Annotated in this window: 19 protein-coding genes and 1 tRNA gene; 10 read left to right on the forward strand and 10 right to left on the reverse strand. The window is 73.1% G+C overall.

The genetic code is table 11. The annotated features are described in order from the left end of the window. Positions 1–149: 149 nt before the first annotated feature. From QYM41_RS04005 to QYM41_RS04015, 3 genes are read right to left on the reverse strand one after another with little or no spacing between them, the layout of a single operon-like run. Positions 150–1823, reverse strand: a complete 1674-nt coding sequence (locus QYM41_RS04005; protein ID WP_368798447.1) for an FAD-binding oxidoreductase — start codon at positions 1821–1823, stop codon at positions 150–152. A gap of 50 nt (positions 1824–1873) precedes the next feature. Beyond that, positions 1874–2656 carry a lysophospholipid acyltransferase family protein gene (locus QYM41_RS04010; protein ID WP_368798448.1) on the reverse strand — a complete coding sequence of 261 codons (783 nt, stop codon included), beginning with the start codon at positions 2654–2656 and terminating at the stop codon, positions 1874–1876. After that, entirely contained in the window at positions 2653–3441 is a 789-nt protein-coding gene (locus tag QYM41_RS04015; RefSeq protein WP_368798449.1) for an SDR family NAD(P)-dependent oxidoreductase, read from the reverse strand. Before QYM41_RS04015 ends, QYM41_RS04010 begins: the two co-directional genes overlap by 4 nt. Before the next feature lie 147 nt (positions 3442–3588). Here QYM41_RS04015 and QYM41_RS04020 point away from each other — a divergent pair, with 147 nt between their 5' ends. Then, positions 3589–5847, forward strand: coding sequence for an HAD-IB family hydrolase (locus QYM41_RS04020; RefSeq protein ID WP_368798450.1), 2259 nt, complete (start codon positions 3589–3591; stop codon positions 5845–5847). A 37-nt stretch (positions 5848–5884) separates the two neighbouring features. Further along, on the forward strand, positions 5885–6460 hold the full coding sequence (locus QYM41_RS04025; RefSeq protein ID WP_368798451.1) for a TetR/AcrR family transcriptional regulator: 576 nt from the start codon (positions 5885–5887) through the stop codon (positions 6458–6460). A 22-nt stretch (positions 6461–6482) separates the two neighbouring features. On the opposite strand, the gene QYM41_RS04030 is transcribed toward QYM41_RS04025, so the two are convergent. Next, on the reverse strand, positions 6483–7760 hold the full coding sequence (locus QYM41_RS04030; protein WP_368798452.1) for a DUF4032 domain-containing protein: 1278 nt from the start codon (positions 7758–7760) through the stop codon (positions 6483–6485). Between the two features lie 86 nt (positions 7761–7846). Here QYM41_RS04030 and QYM41_RS04035 point away from each other — a divergent pair, with 86 nt between their 5' ends. Continuing rightward, a complete protein-coding gene (locus QYM41_RS04035; RefSeq protein WP_368798454.1) occupies positions 7847–8668 on the forward strand; it encodes a MurR/RpiR family transcriptional regulator in 822 nt (273 codons plus the stop codon). A 249-nt stretch (positions 8669–8917) separates the two neighbouring features. Here the strand turns inward: QYM41_RS04035 and QYM41_RS04040 are convergent, their stop codons facing one another. From QYM41_RS04040 to QYM41_RS04050, 3 genes are all read right to left on the reverse strand, one after another. Then, positions 8918–10057, reverse strand: a complete 1140-nt coding sequence (locus QYM41_RS04040; protein WP_368798455.1) for an ABC transporter ATP-binding protein — start codon at positions 10055–10057, stop codon at positions 8918–8920. A 150-nt stretch (positions 10058–10207) separates the two neighbouring features. Beyond that, a complete protein-coding gene (gene otsB / locus QYM41_RS04045) occupies positions 10208–11014 on the reverse strand; it encodes a trehalose-phosphatase (RefSeq protein WP_368798456.1) in 807 nt (268 codons plus the stop codon). Then, positions 11014–12516: an alpha,alpha-trehalose-phosphate synthase (UDP-forming) gene (locus tag QYM41_RS04050; protein WP_438612545.1), complete on the reverse strand. Its 1503-nt coding sequence runs from the start codon at positions 12514–12516 to the stop codon at positions 11014–11016. Before QYM41_RS04050 ends, otsB begins: the two co-directional genes overlap by 1 nt. A gap of 165 nt (positions 12517–12681) precedes the next feature. On the opposite strand from QYM41_RS04050, the gene QYM41_RS04055 reads away from it, so the two are divergent. The 4 genes from QYM41_RS04055 (at position 12682) to opgC (ending at position 17654) form a co-directional block, all read left to right on the forward strand. Next, on the forward strand, positions 12682–13545 hold the full coding sequence (locus QYM41_RS04055; RefSeq protein WP_368798457.1) for a DsbA family protein: 864 nt from the start codon (positions 12682–12684) through the stop codon (positions 13543–13545). A 174-nt stretch (positions 13546–13719) separates the two neighbouring features. After that, a tRNA-Thr gene (locus QYM41_RS04060) sits at positions 13720–13796 on the forward strand. A 443-nt stretch (positions 13797–14239) separates the two neighbouring features. Next, a complete protein-coding gene (locus QYM41_RS04065) occupies positions 14240–14785 on the forward strand; it encodes a hypothetical protein (RefSeq protein ID WP_368798458.1) in 546 nt (181 codons plus the stop codon). A 472-nt stretch (positions 14786–15257) separates the two neighbouring features. Next, on the forward strand, positions 15258–17654 hold the full coding sequence (gene opgC, locus QYM41_RS04070; protein ID WP_438612549.1) for an OpgC domain-containing protein: 2397 nt from the start codon (positions 15258–15260) through the stop codon (positions 17652–17654). A 30-nt stretch (positions 17655–17684) separates the two neighbouring features. Here opgC and QYM41_RS04075 read toward each other — a convergent pair whose 3' ends face one another. After that, complete coding sequence (locus QYM41_RS04075) at positions 17685–18863, reverse strand: PP2C family protein-serine/threonine phosphatase (protein ID WP_368798460.1); 1179 nt, start codon at positions 18861–18863, stop codon at positions 17685–17687. A gap of 256 nt (positions 18864–19119) precedes the next feature. Here QYM41_RS04075 and QYM41_RS04080 point away from each other — a divergent pair, with 256 nt between their 5' ends. The 3 genes from QYM41_RS04080 to QYM41_RS04090 all read left to right on the forward strand — a co-directional run bounded on the left by QYM41_RS04080 (position 19120) and on the right by QYM41_RS04090 (position 23242). Further along, positions 19120–20175, forward strand: a complete 1056-nt coding sequence (locus QYM41_RS04080; protein WP_368798461.1) for a glycoside hydrolase family 26 protein — start codon at positions 19120–19122, stop codon at positions 20173–20175. Between the two features lie 154 nt (positions 20176–20329). Further along, positions 20330–20995: a hypothetical protein gene (locus QYM41_RS04085; protein WP_368798462.1), complete on the forward strand. Its 666-nt coding sequence runs from the start codon at positions 20330–20332 to the stop codon at positions 20993–20995. Between the two features lie 21 nt (positions 20996–21016). After that, on the forward strand, positions 21017–23242 hold the full coding sequence (locus QYM41_RS04090; RefSeq protein WP_368798463.1) for a L,D-transpeptidase family protein: 2226 nt from the start codon (positions 21017–21019) through the stop codon (positions 23240–23242). Positions 23243–23342: 100 nt separating this feature from the next. On the opposite strand, the gene QYM41_RS04095 is transcribed toward QYM41_RS04090, so the two are convergent. Beyond that, positions 23343–23945: a TIGR03085 family metal-binding protein gene (locus QYM41_RS04095; RefSeq protein ID WP_368798464.1), complete on the reverse strand. Its 603-nt coding sequence runs from the start codon at positions 23943–23945 to the stop codon at positions 23343–23345. A 116-nt stretch (positions 23946–24061) separates the two neighbouring features. Beyond that, a complete protein-coding gene (locus QYM41_RS04100; RefSeq protein WP_368798465.1) occupies positions 24062–24517 on the reverse strand; it encodes a DUF3817 domain-containing protein in 456 nt (151 codons plus the stop codon). Positions 24518–24706: the final 189 nt, after the last annotated feature.

Raw genomic sequence — 24706 nt, forward strand, 5'->3', positions numbered from 1 at the left:
GCGCCCTGCTCGCCGCCGGCGGCCACCGGCCGTGGCGGAAGACGCCTACCCATGCTCATCTGTGAAGGGCCCCTATACGCCACAGGCCCCCACCAGCACGGTGGGGGCCTGTGCGCGTTCCGGGGCCGGCGTGTTCCGCCGGCCGGGGATCAGCCGACGATCTTGCCGGGATTGAGGTGGCCGCCCGGGTCCGCCGCGCTGAAGAGGCCGTGCAGGAGCCGGACCCCCTCCGGGGAGACGTCCTGCTCCATCCACGGACTGTGCTCGAGCCCCACGCCGTGATGGTGGGACAGCGTCCCACCGGCGTCGATGAAGGCCTGCTGGACCGCGCCCTTGATGACCGCGTACTCGCCGTGCGGGTCCGCGCCGATCTCGTAGCCGAAGGTGAAGTAGAGGCACGCACCGGCGTGGTACGAGTGCGACATGTGGGACATGATCCAGCCCGTCTTGCCCTGCGACGCGAAGGCCCGCTCCGCGGCCTCGTAGACCGCCTGGTGCACGGTGGTGAGCTTCGACCACGGGGCGGCGGTCTCGGAGACGTCCCCGATGGTGTTCTGCTCGAGCAGGAAGTCGCGCAGGTACGGGGTGTCGAACTTCTTCTGGTCGTAGAGCGCGCCGGGACCGGCGCCAAGCACCAGGGCGCCCTGTCCCTTGACGATGCCGGCCACCGCCTTCTTCCGGCGCTCGACCTCGGCCTTGCTGCCCTCGAAGCACACGTAGCCGATGCACATGGCGTCGGTGTCCCACCCGCGGCGCCGCATGAGCTCCCACAGCAGCTCCTGGCCCTTGGCCGTGACCTTCTTCTTCAGGGTGGCGGGTGCCTTCTGGGTGGAGAGGGAGAACGCCGTCTCGTGGGCGTCCGAGACCCGGGCGAAGGTCGTGCTGACGCCGGAGCGCGCGATCTCCCGCATGGCCCGGAGGGCCTGCTGCCAGGTGGGGAACATGTAGGCGATGACCTCGCGGTGCTCGGCGAGCCGGTGCACGTGCACGTCGAGCTGGGTGATGACGCCCAGCCGGCCCTCGGAGCCGATGATCATCTCCCGCAGGCTCGGGCCCGTGGAGGTCGAAGGGAGGGGGCGCAGCACCACGGTCCCGCCGGGGCGGACGACCCGCAGCCCGCGCACGATGTCGGCGATGTCCCCGTACTTGTCCGACTGCATCCCGGAGGAGCGGGTGGCGGCCCAGCCGCCGAGGGTCGAGTGCGTGAAGGAGTCGGGGAAGTGTCCCAGGGTCCAGCCGCGGGCGTTGAGCTGCTTCTCCATGTCGGGACCCAGGACGCCGGCCTGGATCGTGGCGAGCCCGGAGGTCTCGTCGAGGGAGAGCACCTGGTTCATCCTGCCGAGGTCCAGGGAAACGATCGTTCGTTCTTCGTCCGCGTCCGGCTGGAGGCTGCGGGAGATGCTCGTGCCGCCGCCGAAGGGGATGACCACGAGGTCGCGCTCCACGGCGAGGCGCAGCACCTGCGCCACCTCGTCCTCGGTGCCGGGGTACACCACCACGTCGGGCACGCGCGCGAACTCCCCGGCCCGGGTGAGCAGCAGCTCGGTGACGGACTTGCCGGCCCAGTGCACGATGCGCAGCTCGTCGTCGAGCGTCACGTGCTCGGGTCCGGTGACGGCGGACAGCGCCTCCAGGACCCCGTCCGCGGCGCGGGAGGCCGGGACGCGCACGGTGGAGAAGTCGATGGTGTCGCGCTGCCGGGGTCGCAGGTCCACGTCCAAGGCGTTCTTCACGAACGGGGCGAACGCCGGCTTGTTCGCGTACTCGAAGTGCACGCCCTCCTCGCCCCAGCCCCACCACTTCATGTGCTTCACGTGTGCCATCTGCGCAGTACTCTCCTGGATCTCGGGGGACGGGGGACGGGGGACGGGTCTCAGGCGTCGATGCGCGGCCGGTGCTCGGCGTAGAGGGCACGCACCGAGGCCTCGATGCGGTCGTTGAACGACGAGGTCGGTTCCTTCTGCCGTGCCACGAGCGGTTCGCCGACGGCCACGACCACGCGGGGGCGGCCGCGGCGCGGCCAGCGGGCCCCGCGAGGCATCGCCTCGTAGGCCCCGATCAGGGCGACGGGGACCACGGGGACGCCCACGGCCTTGGCCAGGCCTGCCGCGCCGATCTTGAAGGAGCCCATCTTGCCCGTGCGGGAGCGGGTTCCCTCCGGGAAGATCAGCAGCGGGACCCCCGCCTTCAGCAGCTGCTTGGACAGGCCGCGGTTCGCCCCGGTCCCCGTGCGGTCCACCGGGAAGGCGTTGAAGATCAGCTCGGTGAACAGCCGCTTGTGCGGAGCCGTGAAGAAGTAGTCCGCGGCCACGCCGGTCGCGAGGTCCCGGCGGATCCGCCGGGGGACCGAGCCCAGGACGAGGGGCGCGTCGAGGTGGCTCGAGTGGTTGGCGACCACGATGCAGGCACCCTCCAGGGCGTCCGCCGCGGGATGGGTGACCACGGTGCGCCGGACCGTGCGGTACGCGAGGCCCTGCAGGAAGATCCGCTGCGCGATCCGCCGGGCGAGCCGGCGACGGGGGTCGCGGAAGCGCTCGGGGCTCAGTTGGGCGGAGGACGCGGGCGGCGCCTCGGGCGCGGCCTCGGGGGTCGGCCCGGCCGCCCCGTCGATGGAGCGCTGGACCGGCACGGGCTCCTGGGGATCGCGGCGGGTCACGACCCGGCCGCCCGTTCCTTCTGGCGGGCCGAGGCGACCAGCCCCGAGATCCGGCGCACCGCGGAGCGCGGCAGGTGGCGCAGCGCGAAGCCGAGGAGGCGGTAGCGCCTGGTGGGCATCGAGAGCACCTTGCCGCGGGCGACGTCGTCGAGCGCCTCCTCGACCACGCGCTCGGGGCTGAGCCACATGAAGGACGGGATCGAGGAGCCGCTGATGCCGGCGCGCTCGTGGAACTCCGTGCGCACCCAGCCGGGCAGCAGCGCCGTCACGTGGACGCCGGTCCCGGAGAGCTCGACGGCCAGGGCCTCGGTGAACGCGGTCGTGTAGGCCTTGATGGCCGAGTAGGACCCCATCGTGACCAGGCCCGCGGTGGAGGAGACGTTGATGATCCAGCCGGAGCCGCGGGCCGTCATGGCCCGTGCCGCCGCCGAGGACAGGACCAGCACCGCCCGGCACATGACCTCGAACGCGCGGTCGTGGGCGCCGGTGTCCGGGTCCGCGAAACGGGTCTTCACCGAGAACCCGGCGTTGTTCACGAGCACGTCCACGGGGTGCGCCGGGTCCTCGACCCGGGCGGCGACGCGGTCCACGTCCGCGCGGTCGGAGAGATCCGCGGGCAGGACCTCCACGGGCACGCCGTGCGCCGAGCGCAGCCTGGCGGCGGTCTGCTCGAGGCGGTCGGCGTCGCGGGCCACCAGGACGAGCGCATTTCCCCGGCGGGCCAGGGCCTCGGCGAACGCGGCGCCGATGCCGGACGTCCCCCCGGTCACGAGAGCGGTAAGCATGAGATCTAGGCTACACTACGGTAGCCGTAGCGCAGCCGGGTGCGGTCCGCCCGTGCGGCGCCGTCGTCGCCCGCCGGGCGGGACCCGCCCGCAGCCCCCGCCCGCTCCGCACCGGCCGCGGACCAGCACACCACCGGAGGAACACCGTTGACCGAGACCCCCACCACGCGCGTCCTGCTGACGGGAGCCACCGGCTTCCTCGGACAGGCGGTGCTCGAACGGCTGCTGTCCGCCCACGACGGGGTGCACGTCACCGCCGTGGTCCGGCCCCGGGGCAGCATCAGCGGTGCGCAGCGGCTGCGGCAGCTGCTGCGCAAGCCCGCGTTCCGCACCTGGCGGGAGGCCGTGGGCGAGGAGGAGGCCCAGCGGGTCTTCGCGGAGCGCACCGCGGTGCTCGAGGGTGACCTCTCCGCGCTGGCGGGCCTGGCGGAGCCGTTCGACGTGGTGATCCACTCCGCCTCCACCGTGTCCTTCGACCCGCCCATCCACGAGGCCTTCAGCACGAACGTCGGCGGCGCCACCGGGCTCTACGACGCGCTGCTGGCCTCGGGGCAGGACCCGCACGTCATCCACGTCTCCACCTGCTACGTGGGCGGGATCGCCAAGGGCCTGCGCCCCGAGGCGCCCGTGGACCACGACGTCGACTGGGCCGCGGAGTTCGAGGCAGCCCAGCGGGCGCGCGACGAGGCCGAGATGGCCTCCCGCACTCCGGAGCGGCTGCAGGCCATCATCGACGACGCCACGGCGGAGCACGGCAAGCAGGGCCCGAAGTCGGTGGCCCGCGCCGCCGAGGCCGCGCGCGAGGAGTGGGTCCGCACCCGCCTGGTCGAGTACGGGCGCACCCGGGCGCAGTCCCTCGGCTGGACCGACATCTACACCTTCACGAAGGCCCTGGGCGAGCGCGTCGCCGAGCAGAAGTGGGCGGGCGCCGGCCACCGGCTCTCCGTGGTCCGACCCTCCATCATCGAGTCCGCGCTGCGCCACCCCTACCCCGGCTGGATCGACGGCTACAAGGTGGCCGACCCCCTGATCATGGCCTACGCCAAGGGCGCCCTGCCCGAGTTCCCGGGGCTGCCGGACTCCGTGCTCGACGTCATCCCCGTCGACTTCGTGGTCAACGCGATCGTGGCCCTGGCCACGGACGGGCACCGCGCCCCGTCGGGGGCGGTCACCCCGGCCGGGCACGCCGACCCGGCCCCCGCCTACTACCAGGTCTGCTCGGGCGCCTCCAACCCGCTTCCGTTCCATCAGATGTACGAGAACGTCCGGTCGTTCTTCCTCGCCCACCCGCTCGAGGACGCCGACGGCAAGCCCATCCGCGTGCCCGAGTGGAAGTTCCCCGCCAACAACGCCGTGGAGCGCTCGCTGGCGGTCAAGGAGCGTCTGTCCGCGGTGGGCGGCCGGCTCACCTCGGCGCTGCCCGCGACCTCCCGCACCCGCGAGTGGGCCAGTTCCCTGCACCGGATGCAATCCGGTCTCGGGTCCCTGCGCACCTACGTGGACCTGTACCAGTCCTACACGCGCACCGAGATGATCTTCGACGACGCCGGCACCCGGCAGCTCAACGACTCGCTGCCCGCCGGGACGCCCGAGGACCGGACCTTCGACGTCCGGTCGATCGACTGGGCCGACTACTGGCAGAACGTACACCTGCCGGCCCTGACCACGATGACCAAGGCCTACGGCCGGCTCCAGGCGGCGTCCAAGCGGCGCAACGCCGCCCGGCGCGGGCTCAGCGAGGGCACGGACGTGCTCGCGGTCTTCGACCTGGAGGGCACCGTCCTGGACTCCACGGTCATCCGCCAGTACCTGCAGCTGCGCCGCCGGACCCTGCACCTCGCGAAGTGGCCCGCGGAGGTCGCCGACCTCGTCTCGAGCGCCCCGACCTATCTCAAGGCCGAGCGGCGGGACCGCGGCGAGTTCATCCGGGCGTTCATGCGCCGCTACCAGGGCGTGCCCGCCGGGACGGTGCGGGAGCAGGTGGCCGGCCCGCTCGGCCAGGACATGCGGCGTCTGCTGCGACCGGGTGCCCTCACCCGGATCGAGGAGCACCGTGCCGCGGGGCACCGCACGGTCCTGGTCACCGGTTCCATCGACCTGCTCGTGGAGCCGATCGCCCACCTCTTCGACGAGGTCGTGGCGGGCCGGATGGACGAGCGGGACGGCGTGATGACCGGCTACCTCGCCACACCGCCCCTGGTGGACGAGGCGCGGGCCCAGTGGCTCAAGAAGTACGCCGAGCAGGGCGGTTACGACCTGTCCCGCTCCTACGGCTACGGGGACTCGCACGCGGACGCCAGCTGGCTGCTGCTCATGGGCCACCCCTACACGGTCAACCCCGACCTGCCCCTCTACCGGCTGGCCCGGAAGAACCACTGGCCCATCGAGGACTGGAAGACCGCCTGACCCCGGGGACGGCGGACGGCGAGCAGGAGGGGCAGCCATGGGCGACGACGACCGGACCGATCCGCGGACCGTCACCACCGACAAGAAGATCACCGCGGCGGCCCTCGCCCTCCTCCGGGAGGGCGGACCGCACCGGGTGAGCATCGAGGCGGTCTCGGCGGCCTCGGGCGTGGCCAAGACCTCCATCTACCGCCGCTACGCGAACAGCCTCGAGATGCTCGAGGGAGCGCTCGAGGACGCCGTGGCCACGTACTCGCCGCAGCGGCCGAGCGCCCCGGCGAGCTGGGAGGAGGGTCTCGCGGAGGCACTGGACTTCCTGCTCCACGACATGGGCATCGGCGTGGCGGTCTCCCTGCTGAGCGACCCCGGGTCCGAGACCTCCCGGATCCTGCGGGCACACCTGGTCCGGCCGCGCGTGGAGCGGCTGCGGGAGCTCCTCGCCGCGGAGACCGCGGCGGGGCGGCTCAGCCCGGACCTGGACGTCGACGTGGTCCTCGACTTCGTGCTGGGCTCCGCCTACTCCCACGTGGCCCGGTACGGGAGTCTGGGGGAGGACTGGCCCCGGCGGGTGCACCGGACCCTGACCGGGGTGCTCGCGGCGCACCGGCCCTGACCCGGGCGGGCCGGCGCCCCGCTCAGAAGACCTCGCGCTCGTCCGGTCGCCGGGCCAGCTGCGAGGCCACGTAGTCCTCGACCGCCGTCTGCGTCGCCACGTCCTTGCCGGCGCGCTCGGAGAGGAACCACCGGTGCTCGAGCACCTCGTGCACGATCTCGGCCGGCTCGAGCTTGCGGCGCATCGGCGGGGTGACCGCCTCCATGATCGGGGAGAACACCTCGCGCATCCACAGCTGGGCCACGAGCTCCTCGGGCAGGCCCGGGTAGAGGTCCTGCCCGAGCTGGGCGATGTCGGTCAGCAGCCGCCGCGCCTGGTTCTCGTGGGCGCTCAGGCCCGTGAGCCGCTGCAGGCGGCGGGTGTGGTGGCCGGGCTCCACCACCTGGGGGCGCAGCCGGATCCGGCCGTCGACCGTGTCCATCGAGGCCTCCTCCACGTCGAAGCCCAGCTCGTTGAGGCGGCGCACCCGCTCCACCACGCGCCAGCGCTCGTCCATGCTGAAGGACTCCTCGACGGTCAGCTCCCGCCACAGGAAGTCGTAGGTGGCCACCAGCCGGTCCGAGACGTCGAAGGGGTCCACCACGTCCGCGATGTCGTGCCCCTCCTCGACCGCCCCGGCGAGGAGGTCCATGATCTCCCCGGCCACGTTCGTGCGCGCCAGCTCGATGTCGTACCCCCGCTGGCCGTCCGTGAGCTTCGGGTGGATCTCGCCCGTCTCCGCGTCCACCAGGTAGGCGGCGAAGGCGCCGGCGTCCCGGCGGAACAGCGTGTTGGAGAGCGAGACGTCACCCCAGTAGAAGCCGGAGAGGTGCAGCTGCACGATCAGCGAGGCGAGCGCGTCCACGAGCCGCTCGACCGTGGCGGCGCTGGGGCCGGCGGAGAAGATCGCGCGGTAGGGCAGGGAGAAGATCAGGTGGTCCGTGACCAGGGCCGCCGGCAGCAGCTCGCCCTCGGGGGTGTACCGGTCCGTCACCACGGCGTCCGGCACCACGGCCGGGATGCCCATGCGCTGGAGGCGGCGCAGTGTGGCGTACTCGTGCCGCGCGTAGTGCGGCACGGTCTCCTTGACGGCGACGACCTTCCCCCCGGCGTGGGCGAACCGCACGACGTGCCGGGAGATGCCGCGGGGCAGGGCGGCGAGGACGTCGTCGGGCCACTGCTCCAAGGGGGTGTCCCACGGCAGCTCGAGCAGCACCGGGTCCGGGGAGGCGGTCTGGATCGACACGATTCCCGAGCGTCCGCCGCGGGCGGAGCCGTTCTCGGGGGCGAGGGGGAAGTGGGGGCCGAGTGAACCCTTCATACCGGGTCATGCTAGCAACCGGGCCGGCTGCGGTCCCGCCGCGGCCGTCCCCGCGCTCGCCGCCCGCGGTCGTTAGGGTGGTGAGCGTGTCGATCGAACAGCGCATCCACGCGCACTACGCCGGGCTCTCGCCCCAGGAGCAGCGGGCCGCCGACCTGATCCTGGACCACCTGGACGACCTCGCCCTGTACAGCTCGGCGGAGCTGGCGCAGATGAGCGGCGTCTCCCGCGCCACGCTGTCCCGGCTCTACCGGCACCTGGGCTTCGAGTCCTTCACGGAGCTCCGGGAGACGGCCCGCACCCTGCGCCAGCGGGGTGTGCCGCTGGGGCCGGACGCGGACCCGGAGCTGGGCCGGCACCTGGAGCAGGAGCTCGCGAACCTGCGCAAGGTCCTGGACCCGGCCGGGGAGGACCGCCGGACCCGGGCCGTGCACGCACTGGCGGAGGCGCGGTCGGTCCTGGTCATCGGGCTGCGCAACAGCTACCCGGTCGCGCTGCACCTGAAGCAGCAGCTGCAGCAGGCACGGGACGGGGTGCGGCTCGCGCCGCTGCCCGGGCAGACGCTCGGGGAGGAGCTCGTGGGCGTCGGCGAGGGGGACGTCGTGGTCCTGTTCGGCTTCCGGCGGCGTCCTCAGGGCTTCGAACGCCTCGTGGACGTCTGCACGGCCGGCGGGGCGCAGACGGTCCTCGTGGCCGACAGCACGGCCCGGCGCCACGCGGCGGCCGTGGACCTGTGGATCGAGTGCCCCCTCGACGGCGTGGGACCGTTCGACTCCTACGCGGCGGCCATGAGCCTCGTGTCGGTGCTCGCCGACGGCGTGCTCGCCGCCGCGGGTCCCGAGGGCAGACGGCGGGTGGGGCGCACGGCCGAGCTCTACGAGGAGCTCGAGGAGCTGGACCTGCGCTGAGGCCGCCCCGGGCGCTGGGCGCCCGGTCGATCGGGACCTCCGGAACGCCGGCCCCGAGCTCCTCGTGCGGGTTCCCGCCGACCGGCCCGCCCGGCACCGAGCCGGTGCCGTCCGCTCCGTCCGGGGCCGAACCGGGTCCGGACGCGCCGCGGCGCCCTCACCGCTGCCGGGAGGGCGCCGCGGTGTCCTGGCGGTGCAGCTGCCGCCGGCCCGGGCCTCAGCCGGTCCGGAGTCCGGCGGACCCCGACCTCAGTCCGGGAGGCGGTGGCCGGTGGCGGTGTCGAAGAGGTGGAGGCGCTCGGTGTCCGGTGCCACCCAGATGGTGGTCCCGGCCTTCGGCGGGGTGCGGCCCTCGACCCGGACGATGATCTCGTGGGCGCCGGCGGCGTCCTCCTCCACGGTCCCGGTCGCATCGACCGGGACGATGGTGTTGGCGGCGGTGACCGGGGCGAGGTGGCCGTAGACGAACGCGTCGGCGCCGAGCTCCTCGACCACATCGGCGACGATCGGCAGCCCGGTGCCCTCCGGCGCCCGGTGCAGGTCCTCGGGGCGGATCCCGACCGTGACCCGCTCGGAGGTCAGCGCCTGGCGCTGCTGCCGGGACAGGGCGATCCCCAGGGTGCCCAGCTCCACCCCGGTGCCGGTGACCGGGACCCGGAACAGGTTCATCGCCGGGGAGCCGATGAACCCGGCCACGAACTCCGTGGCCGGGGCGTCGTAGAGGGCCCGGGGGGTGTCGACCTGCATGAGGTGCCCGTCCTTGAGCACCGCCACCCGGTCGCCCATGGTCATCGCCTCGACCTGGTCGTGGGTCACATACACCGTGGTGACCCCGAGGCGGCGGGTGAGGGAGGCGATCTGGGTGCGGGTCTGCACCCGCAGCTTCGCGTCCAGGTTCGACAGCGGCTCGTCCATCAGGAACACCTGCGGGGACCGCACGATGGCCCGGCCCATGGCCACGCGCTGGCGCTGGCCGCCGGAGAGTGCCTTGGGCTTGCGGTCGAGGTAGTCGGTCAGGTCCAGGATCGTGGCGGCCTCCTCGACCCGCCGGCGGCGCTCCTCGGCGGGGATCTTGGCGATCTTCAGGGCGAAGCCCATGTTCTCGGCCACGCTCATGTGCGGGTAGAGGGCGTAGTTCTGGAAGACCATCGCGATGTCCCGGTCCCTGGAGGGGACGTCGGTGACGTCGCGCTCCCCGATGTGGATGGTCCCGTCGGTGACCTCCTCGAGTCCGGCGAGCATCCGCAGGGTCGTGGACTTCCCGCACCCCGAGGGGCCGACCAGGACGAGGAACTCCCCGTCGGCGATCTCGAGGTCCAGCCCGGTGACCGAGGGCCGCTCGGCCCCCGGGTACTGACAAGTGACATTCGCGTAGCGCACAGAAGACATGGTGGAAGCCTCTTTCCCGGCAGGCACGTGCCGGACGATCCGAAGGAGAAGAGCTGCCCCGTCGGGTGACGGGGACCACAGTGATCCTAGTCACTGTTCCTGTGCGGCCGTCCTCGGCTCGCCGTCACCGGCAGCGGTCGCCGCCCGGGATCACCGCTGCGCGTCCTGGCGCAGCACGGCCAGACGGGTCAGGGTCGTGGCCATCTCCTCCGGGGAGGCGACCCGGTGCGCGGCCACCGTCTCTCCCGTGCCCACCTTGATCCCGAGGTCGTCGGGGCCGAGCTCGCGCATGGCGTTCTCGTCCGTCACGTCGTCGCCGGCGAACAGGGTGACGTCCGCGCCCGTGGCCTGCATGAACGCCGTGATGCCCTCGCCCTTCGTCGCGGAGTGCACCGAGGACTCGACCACATGCTGGCCCGGAGTGATCTTCAGGCCCTCGAGCTGTTCGAACTGCTCGATCATCTCCTGCTCCGCCCGAGCGGAGAGCGTGCGGTCCGCCATCGTGCGGGTGTGGAACGCGGCTCCCGTGGGCTTGAGCTCGAGCTTGGACCCGGGGTACCGGGCGACCTGCGCCTCCACGAGCGCGGTGGCCTGCGCCAGCAGCTCCTGCTGGGCCGGGGAGAGCTCCAGTCCGGTGTCCTCGGCCGCGTCCCCGAGGGCGTCGAGGTGCAGCTCCGCCCCGTGCGAGCCGGACAGCAGCATCCGCCCGGCCGGGTCCACCACGGAGCGGAGGAAGCGCATCGGACGCCCGGAGATGACGGCCACGTACGTGCGGTCCAGCTCGAGCAGCGTCTCGAGGGCCGACTGGGCCTCCGGCAGCGCCCGGCTGTCGTCGGGGTCGTCCGTGAACGGGGCCAGCGTGCCGTCGAAGTCCAGGGCGACCAGCAGGATCCCGGCCCCGGCGGCCCGGCGGAGGGCCTCCTCGAGGTCCGGACGGGTGTCCGCGTGCGGGTCCATCACTGCTCCTCCTCACCGGTGGTCCCCGGGCGGGTGCGGGCGAGGTCCTGCAGGAAGGCCTCCGACCAGTCGTTGACGTCGTTGCCGAGGACCTGCCGGCGCATCGAGCGCATCCGTTTCTTCGCCTCGGTCGCGGGCATGTCGCGGGCCCTCAGCATCGCGTCCTTGAGCCCGTCGATGTCGTGGGGGTTGACCAGCAGGGCCTGCTTGAGCTGTTCGGCGGCGCCGGTGAACTCCGAGAGCACCAGGGTCCCGGAGCCGTCCGTCTTGGCCGCGACGTACTCCTTCGCCACCAGGTTCATGCCGTCCCGGAGGGAGGTGACCAGCATGACGTCCGTGGCCAGGTACAGCGCCACCATCTCCTCGAAGGGGTAGCCGTGGTGCAGGTAGCGGATCGCGGTGTGCGAGATGGTGTCGTGCTGGCCGTTGAGATGGCCCACGAGGCCCTCGACGTCCTCCCGCAGCTGGACGTAGGACTCCACGCGCTCCCGGGAGGGGTTCGCGACCTGGACCAGCACCGACGGCCCCACCGTGAGCCGGCCGTCGGTCAGCAGCTCCCCGTAGGCCTTGATGCGGTGCAGGATGCCCTTGGTGTAGTCCAGCCGGTCGACGCCCAGGTACACGGTCTCGGGGTCGCCGAGCTCGTGGCGGATCTCCCGGGCCCGCTCCTGGACCTCGGGCCGTGAGGCCAGCTCCTGGATCGCCTCCGCGTCGATCGAGATGGGGTAGGACTTCGCGTGCACGGTCCACGCCGCGTCGTCCGTGCCGAACCGTGCCGTCCCGTGGCGGAACGAGACGTCCAGGAAGCGCCGGACACAGCGCTGGAAGTTCTGGGCGTCACCGGGGCGCTGGAAGCCGATGAGGTCCGCGCCGGAGAGGCCGTCCAGGACGGCCCTGCGCCAGGGCAGCTGCGCGAAGATCTCCAGGGGCGGGAACGGGATGTGGTTGAAGAAGCCGATCGTGAGGTCCGGGCGCAGCTCCCGCAGCATCTTGGGCACGAGCTGCAGCTGGTAGTCCTGCACCCACACCGTGGCGTGCTCGGCGGCGATCTCGGCGGTCCGCTCGGCGAACCGGCGATTGACCTTCCGGTAGGTGTTCCACCACGCACGGTGGAACTCCGGCGGTGCGATGACGTCGTGGTATAGGGGCCAGAGGGTCGCGTTGGAGAAGCCCTCGTAGTAGGCCTCGACCTCCCCGGCGGACAGGGGCACCGGGGCGAGGTGGAAGACGTCGTGGTCGAAGCGCTCGAGCGTCTCGTCGGGGGCGCCGTGCCAGCCCACCCAGGCGCCGGCCCGGCGCGACATGACGGGGGACAGCGCGGCCACGAGCCCGCCGGGGGAGCGGCGCCACGAGGACTCCCCGTGCTCCACGACGCGCTCCACCGGGAGCCGGTTGGAGACCACCACGAAGTCGTACCCGGTCTCCTGCGGCACGTCGGTCCGTGGCTCCGGCACCTGCTCCAGGTCGGCCGAGGAAGCGGTCGGGGTCTGCTCTGCACTCACGAGGGGTCCTTCCGGTAGGTCGTCGTCGTCCTGCCCCCAGTCTATTCGTCAGTGTGCTCATGGTTCCGCCTGGTGATCTCCTGAGTCGGCGGGGGAGCAGGGGGTCCGATAATCTGGGCGACGACACGCCCCCATCCGCCCCCCAGGATCTTGCGAAGAGGACCCATGGCATCCAGCAGCAGTTCGACCCCCGACCCCCGGAACCGCGACGCCGCCCGGGAGCGGGCGCGGCAGGTCGCGGACCAGCACGCACGGCAGGACAAGCGTTCCCGCCGGGTCCTGCAGCTGGGGATCCTCGCCCTGGTCCTGGTCATCGTCGCCGTGATCGGCATCGTGGTGGCGCAGAACCGCGCCCAGCAGATCCCCGAGGCCGGCCCGGTTCCCGCCAGCGCCAACCAGTGGGGCGGCACCGTACTGACGGCCGACGGCATCCGCACGGGCCAGGCCGAGGTCGAGGAGCGTGACCTCGGCGAGGTCCCGGAGGCGCCCGAGACCCCGGACGAGTCCGCCGTTCCGCCGGGGGTCGAGGCCTCGGGCGACGACGAGCCCGTGCAGGTCGTGATCTTCCAGGACTTCGAGTGCGTGCACTGCGCGGACTTCGAGGCCGAGAACGGCGACGTGCTCGAGGAGGCCGTGACCTCCGGCGACATCACCCTCGAGTACCGCAACCTCAACTTCCTGGACCGCGCGACGCCGACCCAGTACTCGTCCCGGGCCGCGGCCGCCGCCTACGAGGTGGGCAACCAGGTCTCCACCGAGCAGTACCTGGCCTTCGTCGAGGAGGTGTTCTCCCACCAGGGCACCGGCGGGCTGGACGACGAGCAGCTCGTCGAGATCGCCTCCTCCCACGGAGCGGACATCGCGAGCGCGCTCGAGGAGAACACGTGGCGGCCGATGGTCAACGTGGTCTCCCAGGAGTCCCTGGCCAACGGCGTCTCCGGCACCCCGACCGTGTTCATCGACGGCGAGCGGCTCGGCAACGAGCCCTTCCAGGACGCGCTCGAGGCGGCCGTGGAGGCCAAGGAGTAGCCGGTCGCTCCCCGCACCGCGCGACGGCGCCGCGTCCCCGCCCGGGGGCCGGCGCCGTCGCGCTGTGCACGCCCACCCGTCCCGGATCGGGGATTTCGGGGTCCTCCGGCGCGTCCGATATCCTGGGGGACCGGCCGCTCGGGCCGAGTCCGCACGCCGCCCGAGGGCGGATCCGCCTCCTTAGCTCAGCTGGCCAGAGCACCTGTCTTGTAAACAGGGGGTCACCGGTTCGAATCCGGTAGGGGGCTCCACTGGTCCGTGGGAACGCTCCACGGTCACACATGGCGTCACATGTTGCGCTGAGGTCTCGATCTGGGCTATAAGCCTGCTGATCTCCGCAGCTTCTCCGTTCCGCCCGTGCCGGGCCTCCGGCCACCGCCCGGAATGTGCCTGTGCTCATGCGAGGGCCGAGATCCGCGCCGTTCCGGGTCTCCCGGCGCCGCACGTCCGCCCCGCGGGGCGGGCCGGGGCGAAGAGCGGCCGCACCGGCGAGGGTCCGGGCAGCACACACCGCACGGGGGAGTGCGACGAGACAGAACCGTGATCGTGAACCCCCTGGTCAGAGTCTTGAACCGTGACTCAGGACACTCCTACGGTGTTCATACCTATCTCATAGGTGAGACCTCTTGCCCAGGTCTCGAACATCTCAATCGCATGACGATCCCCATGTCATGCCCTTTCCACAGGAGCAGCAATGAGCAGTCTGCGGAAGACCCTCGTCGGCGCGGCCATGGCCGCCGCCCTCGTCGGAGGGACGGTAGCCACCCCGGCGGTCGCGGAGTCATCTGATGGTAACGGCAACGGGCGCAGTAGCGAAAGCAAAAAGTACGACAAGGACCGGGATCACGGCAACAAGGACGACCATCGCGACCGGGACCGCGACCACCGGGACAAGAAGGACCACGACCGGAACGACCACCGGCGCTACGACCGGGACAAGAAGGACGACAACGGGAACGACCACCGGCGCTACGACCGGGACAAGAGGGACCACGACCGGCGTGACGACCGGGACCACAGGCACTACGACGGCAAGAAGTACTACGACCACGACCACGACTACGACCACGACGACTACGACCACAAGGATCACTGGTGGTGGTGCGAGAAGCACGACAAGTGGCACTTCTACGACAACGATGATCGGAAGAGCCGGGAGCACCACGACGACATGAAGGATGAGGGCAAGCACGAGCACGAGAAAGGCCACGGCGACCACGATCACAGCCACCAGCACTGACGCCGGCCGACACCGGCCCGATGAGCACGAGCTGTCCGTGACCGCACGGTCCGGCGACCGTCCGTAGGGTCGCACCCTGCCGGGGATCGAGCGCCCCGTCCCGCCGTGGACGGGGCGCTCCCCTGGGCGCCGTGCCGCCGGGCGGTGCCCCGGGCTCGGGAGGTCGGCGTCCCGGGGGAGGCCCCACGGGAGACCCCACGGGAGACGCCTCGGGGAAACCTCCGCGGACACGCTCCGAGCCTCCGCGCGCGGGGCGCCGCCGCGTGATGATATCGGGGGACGCACGCGGGACGAGCCGTCCCCCGTGACCCCCGTCGTCCGCGGCAGCACCCCCCCCGGCTCCTGCGGCGCCTCCGGGCGACGGCCCCCCCTGCGAGCGCCCGGCGCCGCGCCCGGACCGACCCTGGAGGGCACCCTGGTACCCATCGCCCGACGACGCGTGCGCCCCCCGGCCGCCGCGGCGCTGCTCCTGATGCTGCTCCTGCTCCTCGTGGCACCGGCCGGACCGGCGCGGGCGGCGCAGGACGCGGAGCCCCGCGGCCCGTACCTGGGCGCGCTGCTGGACTGGGGAGCGGACACGGCGGCCGGCCACGCCGAGCGGCTCGGCACGCCGGCGGCCGTCTACGGCAGACCCGTCCCGCTGCCCATGGGCGAGCAGGAACGCGGCCACCTGCGGGACTACTTCGCCCAGGTCGCCGGGCAGGGCGCCCACGCCCTGCTGACGATCCGGCCCGAGATCGCGCTGGGCCGCGTGGACGAGGCGCAGGCCGCCGTCCTGGCCGGGCAGCTGGCCGACGCCGCGGACGGGTTCGAGGGCACGGTCTTCGTCCGGTTCGCCCCGCAGATGAACGCCACGTGGGTGGAGTGGGGGCAGCAGCCGGAGGCGTACACGGCGGCTTTCCGCACCGTCGCGGCCGCGCTGGACGCCGAGCTGGACGACCCGGTCATGGTCTGGGCGCCCACGGCGGGAGCGGACTATCCCTTCCGCGACGCGGCGGGTGCGCCGCCGGGCAGCGGGGCGACCGGGCTGGACACGAACGGCGACGGGGTGCTGGGCCGGGGCGACGACCCCTACGGTCCCTACTACCCGGGCGACGACGTGGTGGACTGGGTCGGACTGGTCGCCCCGTACGACGAGGCGGGCAGCGGGCCCGCCCGCAACGCCGTGCCCGGGCCCGGAGCGTTCCGCGCCCTGTTCGGCGCCGGGGACGGCGCCGGGCCGGCGGGGGAGGACGACTTCTACACCGCGTACGCCGTCGGCCACGACAGACCGCTCATGGTGGAGACGGGGGCCTTCTACAGCGCGGCGGCGGGCGGCCCGTCGGAGCGGGAGGTCAAGGAGGCCTGGTGGGACCAGGTGCTCGCCACGGCGTCCGCGGACGACCTCGACCGGGTGGGGGCGATCGTGTGGAACGAGACGGTCGAGCAGCGCGACGACACCGCGGTGACCGTCGACTGGAGGATCACCGCCGACCCGGGCCTGGCCGCGGCCGCCGGCGACCGGCTGCAGGAGGCCGCCCTGGTGACCGGGCCCGTCACCGAGCGGTCGGAGCTGCCGGGGGCCGGCCCGTCGGCGGAGGGGACGGAGCTCGGCGGAGCGGCCGCGTGGGGCGGCGCCCTGGCGGTGCTCGCCGTGGCGCTTGCCCTCTGGCTGCTCCCGCTCCGGGGGCCGGTCAGGGCGTGGGCGTACGCCGACCCCGCCCGGCGGGACCTCCGCATCGACATGCTGCGCGGGGCGGCCATCGTGTTCGTGGTCGTCAACCACGTGGGCATCACCTCGGTGTTCCAGCTGCTGACGCAGGAGACCGTCGGCGTCGTCTCGGGGGCCGAACTGTTCGTCCTGCTCTCCGGGGCGGTCCTGGGCATCGTGTACGGGCCCCGGGCGAAGGACGAGCTCGGGGCGGTGGTCGACCGCACCACCTCGCGGGCGTGGAAGCTCTACGTCACCGCCCTGGTCGTGGTCCTGGCCGTCTACGGCCTGAGCCTGCTGCCCTTCCTGGACGCCGGGGCCGTCACCACGTTCACGGACCAGGGGACCGGTGCGGCCGGGGCCGGGGCCGCGGGCACCACGTATGACCTGTACTCCGGGATGGAGGGCTTCCTCCAGTTCCCCGTGCCGGCCCACCTGATCCCGTCCCTGTTCCTGCTGCAGGTCGGTCCGTGGCAGTTCAACATCATGGGGCTGTACGTGGTCCTGCTCCTGGTGAGCCCGCTGGTGCTGGCCGCGCTGGCCCGCGGGCGGACGTGGCTGGTCCTGGCGGTCAGCCTGGCTCTCTACGGGGCGGGCACCGTGTTCCGGATCCGGCTGCTGCCGTCCCAGTTCGAGGACTCGTTCCCGCTGCTGGTGTGGCAGGTCCTGTTCGTCCTGGGCATGACGGCCGGCCACCACCGGCGCCGGATCGTGCACTGGTTCTCCGGCCACCGCTCCGTGCTGGCCGCGTGCCTCGCGCTGGCCGTGGCCTTCGCGCTCTTCGCCTGGTCCAGCCCGTACCTGACCAACGCCTACGACGTGCGGCTGGCCCTGCTGCCGGAGCCGGTGTTCCGCTCGGTCTACGACGCCTTCTTCGGGCGGACCTACCTGGGGATCGGCCGTCTGGTGAACGTGCTCGTGGTGGTGGTGGCCGCCTACGCCGTGCTCAGCGCCTACTGGAGACCGATCGAGCGCGCCCTCGGGTGGTTCCTCGTCCCCCTCGGGCAGGCCACCCTGTACGTGTTCGTCATGCACGTGTTCCTGATCCTCGCCGTGGCCAACGTCCCCGCCCTGCAGCAGGGCAGCCTGTGGCTCAACACCGCGGCCTACGTCGTGGTCCTGGGGCTGCTCTGGGCCATGGTGCGGACCGGGTTCCTGTTCCGGATCGTCCCCCGCTGACCCGGTCCGGCCGGTCCTGCGGGCGCCCCGTCAGGTGCGGCGCAGGGCCACCACCGTGACATCGTCGGGGTGCCCCTGCGCCTGTGCGAAGGCGACGGCGCGGTCGACGACCTCCGCGACGGGCAGCTCGGGGATCGAGGCCCCGACAGCCTGCTCGAGGGTCTCCTCGAGTGTGGGGAAGAAGTCGAGGAAGCCGTCGCTGATCACCACGAGGGTCTCCCCGGGCTCGAGCACGGTGCTGCGGAGCTGCCAGGTGTCGTCCGGGAACACCCCCAGCGGGGGGCCCGAGCGCTCCAGCGGACGGTAGCCCTCGGCGGTGAAGACGAAGGCGAGACCGTGGCCGGCGTCCACGTACTCGACCCGGCCCGTGGCCGGGTCCAGGCGGGCGGAGAACGCGGTGACGAACGCGCCGGTGTCGGCCAGCAGGTCCTGGGAGGCCTGGGCGACCCGGGCGAAGGCGCGGTTCTGGTCGTTGAACTGGGCGGCGCCCACGAGCATGGCCCGCACCGAGGCGGCGATCAGCGCCGCGGGGATGCCCTTGCCCATCACGTCGGCCACGTGCAGCTGCAGCCGTGCGTCGTCGAGGAGGTGCCACGCGAAGAAGTCGCCGCCGATCGCCTGGGTGGGCACGCACCGGCCGGCGAGCTCGTACCCGTCGACGCGCGGGGCCGTGCGGGGCATCAGGACCTGCTGGACCTGGGCGGCGCGGTCGAGCTCGTTCTGCAGCGCCAGCTCCCGCTCCACCCAGCCGGCCATCTCCTGCAGGAGGGTCCGTTCGTCGGCGCTCAGGCTCCGCGGCTTCGTGTCGTGCATGCACAGCGACCCGATGCGCTCCCCGCCCGGCGCCTCCAGCGGGTGGCCGGCGTAGAACCGGACGTGCGGATCCCGGCGGACGAAGACGTTGTCGCGGAACCGGTCGTCCGCGGTGGTGTCGGTCACCACGAGGGCCCCGGGGCGCTGCACGGTGTGGCGGCACATCGAGTCCGTGGTGGAGGTGTTCTCCAGCCCGTCGAGACCCGCCTCGGCCTTGGTCCACTGCCGGTCCGCGTCGATGAGGTTCACCGCCACCATGGGCACGTCGAACATCCGCTGGGCCAGCTGGACGATGCGGTCGTAGCGCTGCTCGCGGGGGGTGTCGAGGACGTTGAGGGCGTGCAGGGCCCGGACGCGGTGGCGGGAGTCGGTGGCGTCGGCCAGGTCGAGGGACATGCCATCACCCTACTCACCGGCAACGGCCCGCCCCGGGGAGCGGGACACGCCCGGGCTCCGGTGCGGCACAGGGGAGGAGCGCCGTCCGTGACGGTGCACAGGACCCTCCGGCCAGCCCGTATGACGCCGCACGGCAGGGCTCGGGACAGCAGCGCCCCGCGGTGCTAATTTGCGTTCGCTCATTCTCGTCGTCGCGGACGAGACCCCCCGCGTGCCCGCCGTCGGCGGAGGCCCGCACCCCTCGGAAGGCCCCCTCATGCCCGCTCCCGCTCCCTCCCGTCTCCTGTGCTCCCTCACCACGGCCGCCGCCGCCGTGGCCCTGGGGCTGGTCGTCGTCCCCGCGGCGCACGCCGCACCCCTGGTCCAGGCCCCGGCCGGGCCGCCGATGCTCGCCGCGGCGAAGAAACCGGTGCGGTCCGTCACCGTCGCGACGACCGCGCCGCAGGTCCGCACGTGCCCCCTGCGCTTCGGCGTCGGCACGGCCGGTGGCCCCGCGGCGGCGGACGAGCTCGCCGAGGTCGCCTCGCTCACCGGGGAGAAGCCCTCGATCGTGCTCTCCTACAAGGACTTCGCCCAGCCCGTGCCCTACTGGGAGCTCGAGCAGACCCGCGCCGCGGGGGCCGTCACGCTCCTGACCTGGGAGCCCTGGATCTGGGGTGGCGGGACCGAGCAGCCGGCCCACTCCCTGGACGCGATCGCCTCCGGCGCCCACGACGCCCACATCACCGACTGGGCGACCCGCCTGGCCGACTGGGGGTCGCCCGTGATGCTGCGCTTCGGCCACGAGATGAACGGCAACTGGTACCCGTGGGCCGAGGGCGTCAACGGCAACGCGGCCGGGGACTACGTGGCCGCATGGCGCCACGTCCACGACATCTTCACCGCCGCGGGCGCCGACAACGTGCAGTGGGTGTGGAACCCGAACGTGCCCTACTACGGATCCACGCCCCTGGACGGGCTCTACCCCGGCGCCGACTACGTCGACGTCGTGGGCCTCGACGGCTACAACTGGGGCACCTCCCAGTCCTGGTCCACCTGGCAGCAGCCGTGGGACCTGTTCGCCTACGGGCTCTCCGAGATGCGGCGCGTGGCCCCGGGCAAGGAGATCGTCGTGGCCGAGACCGCCTCGGCCGAGTCCGGCGGGTCCAAGGCCGAGTGGAACGCCCACCTGGTGTACTACCTGGCCCAGCAGCCCGACGTCACGGGACTCGTCTGGTTCCACCTCGACAAGGAGGTGGACTGGCGGATCAACTCCTCGACCTCGTCGGCCCAGGCGCTGGCGGCCGAGCTCGCCAAGCGGCCCTGTCCCTGAGCGCCGCCGCGCCGCACGCCACACGGTGTCACGCTGATCACAAATGCAAATCAGCGGTGTAGCGTGACCCCAACGACCGGCGCCGCGCCACCTCCCGTCCGGGGGCGGCGCGGCGCCGGTCGGTCCCCCCAGGACCGTGTCGAGGAGTCCCCCCATGGCAGTACCCGTCCCCCCACCGCCCGGTCGCAGGCTCGGGCCCGTCTGCGCGGCGCTGCTCGTCGTCGCGCTGGCGGGCTGCGCCGCCGATCCCGGGGCCGATGCGACCCCCGCCCCGTCGGCGGCCTCGGCCACCACCACGGACCCCGTCGGGACCGCCGCGCCGGCGACACCCGACGCCACACCATCAGGCACCGCGCCGTCCGACACCGCGCCGTCCGATACCGCGCCGTCCGGCAACGACGTGGCTCCCTACGACGACACCTCGACCCGGGACGCCGCCGGGTCCTTCGGCACGGCCCAGCGCCTCGACGCCTCTCTCGAGGCCGTCGTGGAGGGCCCCCGCCCCGCCACCACCGGCGAACGTCCCGTCCGCGCGGCGCCCGGGACCCCGGTCCAGGTGTTCACCCTGACCCTCACCAACACCGGCGGCACCCCGGTCGACGCCGTGCGGTGGTCCTTCCCGGTCGCCGTCGCGGACGGCGAGCCTGCGGTCCCCGTCTTCGACGAGTCCCTGGGGGTGCCGATGGAGACCTTCAGGACCATCGGCCCCGGGGAGAGCGCCTCCCTCGAGGTCGCCTACGCCGCCCCGCACGACGCCGAGCTGGCCGTCCGCGTCTTCGACACCGCCACCCCCGACCACTACGTCGAGTTCTCCGACTGAACGCCCAGCAAGGGACCCCCCATGACGATCTCAGCTCTGCGCCTCCCCGCCGCGCTCGCGGCCTGCTTCGCGGTCGTGCTCGCCGGCGCCCCCGGGGCCTCCGCCGCCCCGTCCGCTCCGACCCCCGCCGTCTCGGCCGGCCCGACCACGACGCCCGGCCCCTCCGCCGTCCCCTCCGCGGGTGCCGCCACGGCGACCGTGCGGCTCGACCCGGCGGACGACACGACCACCCTGCCCGCCCGCGGCTCCGCGCTGCTCGACGTCCTGGCCAACGACGGTCTCGACGACCCCTCGGCCGTACGGCTCCTGCTCGTGGACCCTGCGGCCGCGGCCACCGTCGGTGATCCCGAGCTCGTCGACGCACTGCGCACGGACCTCGGGTCCCTGCGCGTGGTCACCCCGGAGACGGATCCCGCGTCCCTGCCCGAGGGTTGGGAGCTCCCGGAGCACCCGGTCCTCGCTCTCACGCCCGACCCGGATCGGCCGGCCGGCGGCACCGCGGCGGAGGTGTCCTACGCCCTGGTCGACGCCACGGGGGCCGAGGCCCGGGCCGTGCTCACGGTCGCCCCGGACCCCCGGAGCACCGAGGACCCCCGGGACGACGAGGGCCGGTCCTCCCCGGCCGCCCCGGAGAACACGGCCGCCCCGGAGGGCGCCGCCGGGCCGACGGCGGAGCCCTCCTCCGGAGCGGACCCCTCCGCCGGGCCGGACCCGGCCGAGGAGCCGGCCGCACCCGGGGCCGAGCCCCAGGAGCCGGCGGCCGCGGCCGCCGCGGAGGAGGTGGACGTGCCCGCCGAGGTGCGGCAGGCGCTCGAGGCCGCCGCGGCCCGCGCGGCCGCCCGGACCGGGGAGCCGACCGCCGGGATGCGCCCGTGGAAGGGCGGCTGGGAGTGGCCGCACGAGCGGGGCGTGGTCCTGTGGTCGGAGGCCCACGGCGCGCACTTCGTGCAGCTGCGCGGCGCGATCGGCCACCGGTGGACCCTCGGGGGCGGGGTGGACGTGCTGGGCTGGCCCGTCGAGGACGAGTCCTGCCACCTGACCGGCGGCGGGTGCCGGCAGTCCTTCTCGGCCAACCGCACGATCTTCTGGACCTCGTCCACCGGGGCGCGGACCGTCAACATGCGCGGTGCGATCGGCCACAAGTGGATCCGCGGCGGCCGCGAGGCCGGGAGCTACGGATACCCCGTCACCGACGAGTCCTGCGGCTCCGACGGCGGGTGCCGGCAGTCCTTCTCCGGCAACCGCACCATCTTCTGGACCCCGTCCACCGGCGCGCGGACCGTGAACACCCGGGGCGCGATCGGCCACCTGTGGATCCGCGGCGGCCGTGAGGGCGGGAGCTACGGCTACCCCACGACCGACGAGATCTGCGGGCTGACCGGAGGCGGGTGCCGCCAGTCCTTCACCCGGGCGCACACGATCTACTGGTCCCCGTCCACCGGGGCGCGGGCGGTCAAGACGAACGGCGCCATCGGGCAGCGGTGGATCGCCACGGGACGCGAGCGGGGATCGCTCGGCTACCCCGTCACGAACGAGGTGGGCACCGGCAGCGTGCACCAGACGTTCCAGCGCGGAGTCGTCACCTGGAGCCGCGCCACCGGCGCCCGGACGCACCTGTTCCGCGGCGAGTGCCACCACCTCAACACCGGGCGCTCCGTGCAGCCGACCCGCAACGCCGCGCGGGTGTCCCTGACCATCGCGGAGGGCTACGGGCGCTCGCAGGCCACGTTCGTCAACTGCGTGCGGATCGGCGGCAACTACGTCGAGGAGTGGCGGACCTCGGCCTACGTGGGCGCCAGTGGCTTCAAGCGGCCCGGCGTGCCCTCGGGACACACGCAGTACCTCTACTCCCCGCAGGGCTCGTACTCGGTCACGGAGTCCTTCGGCGTCTACAACCCGGGCACCGCCCTGCCCTACCGGCAGCTCAACCCGAACTCCCGGTGGGGCGGGCGCCTGGGCACGCTCTACAACAAGTACTTCGAGTCCACCGGCTACACCTGGCCGGACGAGAACATGTGGTACTTCTCGCTCTCCGGTGACTACCGCCTGGGCGTGGTGATCAACTACAACCGCCCGCCCGACTCGCCCATCGTGCAGGGCAACGGCTTCGCCATCTTCCTGCACGCCAACAAGAAGCCCACCGCGGGGTGCATCGCCCTGCACGAGCACGAGGTGGCGCGATACATGCGCACCGCCCGGCCCGGTGACCGGATCATCATGGGCGTCCGGGCGGACCTGTTCCGCTGAGGACCCGGCACAGCACAGGGGGACCGCGCCCGGCGCGGTCCCCCTGTGCTGTGCCGGGTGCGTCATGCCGGGCCCGTCCGGGTGCGGCCTGCCCGACGGACTACTCGACGGTCTCCTCCACGGCGGCCTGCTCACGGCGGCCGAAGACCCACAGCAGCAGCTCGCTCGGCACGGCGCGCAGCACGCGCACGGTCCCCGTCCTGCCGCGGCCGCCGCGCACGGCGCCGTAGGACGGGGCGATCAGCACGACCGTGTCCTCCTCGTCCTTGAGCATGACCTTGGCCACCAGGCTCAGGGACCGCCACAGGTCCCGCTCCTCGTCGTGCAGCAGCGGGCGCGCGTGCCACGTGGGCTGGGCGCGGCGGACGTCCTCGTGGTGGACGAAGTACTCCACGGTGTTCATCCGCTTGTCCACCGGCCCCAGCCGCGCGGGGGAGTACAGCGGGGGGTGCTCCACCTTCCGCACGAGCTCCTCCCACGGCTGGGCGGCGACGGCCTCCTCGGCGCGCCGGGTGCGCTCCCCGAGCAGGGGTACCTGCGGCAGCACCCGGCCGGGGAGGAGGTCCGGGCGGCCGTCGCGCAGCACGAGGTGCACGGCGAGGTCACGGGTCCTCCAGCCGTCGCACAGGGTGGGGGCATCGGGGCCCAGCCGGCGCAGGAGCGCGGCCAGGTGCCGGCGCTCGACATTGGCGAAATTGGTCACGGGGATCCTCCTCGTGGCGCCGCCGGCGGTCGGCGGGGCCGTCCTGCGACCACGCTATACCGGCTGCTCGGCCGCCCGGAACCGGCGCGGCGCGGGACCGGCCGCGGCCGACGGGGTCAGCCGCGGGGGACGGGCGGACCCAGGTACAGGAGCACGGAGGCGAGACCCGCCACCACGGCCGCGCCCGCCAGGACCGCCAGCCAGGGGCTGCGCAAGGACCAGGCCTCCACGTGCTCGGGCATGGTGGCGGGGCGGTCTCCGCCGGGGGCCAGCCGCCACCCGCCGTCGAGCCGTCCCGAGCGCCGCGCGCGGCGCTCGAAGGGGATCGTGGCGTACGGGACCACGGCGCTCACCAGACCCAGGGCCCCGAACCGGGCGGACCAGCGCTGGTCCACCGCGACGAAGCAGGTCACCACGCAGTACCCCAGGAACACGAGGCCGTGCAGCATCCCGAAGACGGGCACGAACGCCTCCGAGGTGCCCGTGTACTTCAGGACCATGCCGAGGATCAGCAGCGTCCAGGTCACCGCCTCCGCGAGGGCGAAGCGTCCGTACAGCTCACGGGGTGTCATGGGCGGTGCTCTCCTGCGGGTCGTGGGTGTCGTGGGGGCCGTGGGGGCCGTGGGCCGCCGCACGGGACCGCCGCGCGTCCGGGCCGCCGGCCGGCCCCACCCCAGGATGATAGCCGCGGCGGGGCCGCAGCGGCGTCGGCACGGGACCGGTGGAGGCGTGTGCAAGGCGCCGGACGGGGGACTCCTCTC

This window comes from Kocuria oxytropis, from assembly GCF_040981195.1.
Lineage (GTDB): Bacteria > Actinomycetota > Actinomycetes > Actinomycetales > Micrococcaceae > Kocuria > Kocuria oxytropis.

Bases quoted from the DNA above. Each gene is read 5' to 3' on its own strand.
- QYM41_RS04080 (WP_368798461.1), top strand. From the start codon at position 19,120: ATGCCCGCTCCCGCTCCCTCCCGTCTCCTGTGCTCCCTCACCACGGCC.
- QYM41_RS04085 (WP_368798462.1), top strand. From the start codon at position 20,330: ATGGCAGTACCCGTCCCCCCACCGCCCGGTCGCAGGCTCGGGCCCGTC.
- QYM41_RS04090 (WP_368798463.1), top strand. From the start codon at position 21,017: ATGACGATCTCAGCTCTGCGCCTCCCCGCCGCGCTCGCGGCCTGCTTC.
- QYM41_RS04065 (WP_368798458.1), top strand. From the start codon at position 14,240: ATGAGCAGTCTGCGGAAGACCCTCGTCGGCGCGGCCATGGCCGCCGCC.
- opgC (WP_438612549.1), top strand. From the start codon at position 15,258: ATGCTGCTCCTGCTCCTCGTGGCACCGGCCGGACCGGCGCGGGCGGCG.
- QYM41_RS04055 (WP_368798457.1), top strand. From the start codon at position 12,682: ATGGCATCCAGCAGCAGTTCGACCCCCGACCCCCGGAACCGCGACGCC.
- QYM41_RS04025 (WP_368798451.1), top strand. From the start codon at position 5,885: ATGGGCGACGACGACCGGACCGATCCGCGGACCGTCACCACCGACAAG.
- QYM41_RS04030 (WP_368798452.1), bottom strand. From the start codon at position 7,760: ATGAAGGGTTCACTCGGCCCCCACTTCCCCCTCGCCCCCGAGAACGGC.
- QYM41_RS04015 (WP_368798449.1), bottom strand. From the start codon at position 3,441: ATGCTTACCGCTCTCGTGACCGGGGGGACGTCCGGCATCGGCGCCGCG.
- QYM41_RS04075 (WP_368798460.1), bottom strand. From the start codon at position 18,863: ATGTCCCTCGACCTGGCCGACGCCACCGACTCCCGCCACCGCGTCCGG.
- QYM41_RS04100 (WP_368798465.1), bottom strand. From the start codon at position 24,517: ATGACACCCCGTGAGCTGTACGGACGCTTCGCCCTCGCGGAGGCGGTG.
- QYM41_RS04040 (WP_368798455.1), bottom strand. From the start codon at position 10,057: ATGTCTTCTGTGCGCTACGCGAATGTCACTTGTCAGTACCCGGGGGCC.
- otsB (WP_368798456.1), bottom strand. From the start codon at position 11,014: ATGGACCCGCACGCGGACACCCGTCCGGACCTCGAGGAGGCCCTCCGC.
- QYM41_RS04005 (WP_368798447.1), bottom strand. From the start codon at position 1,823: ATGGCACACGTGAAGCACATGAAGTGGTGGGGCTGGGGCGAGGAGGGC.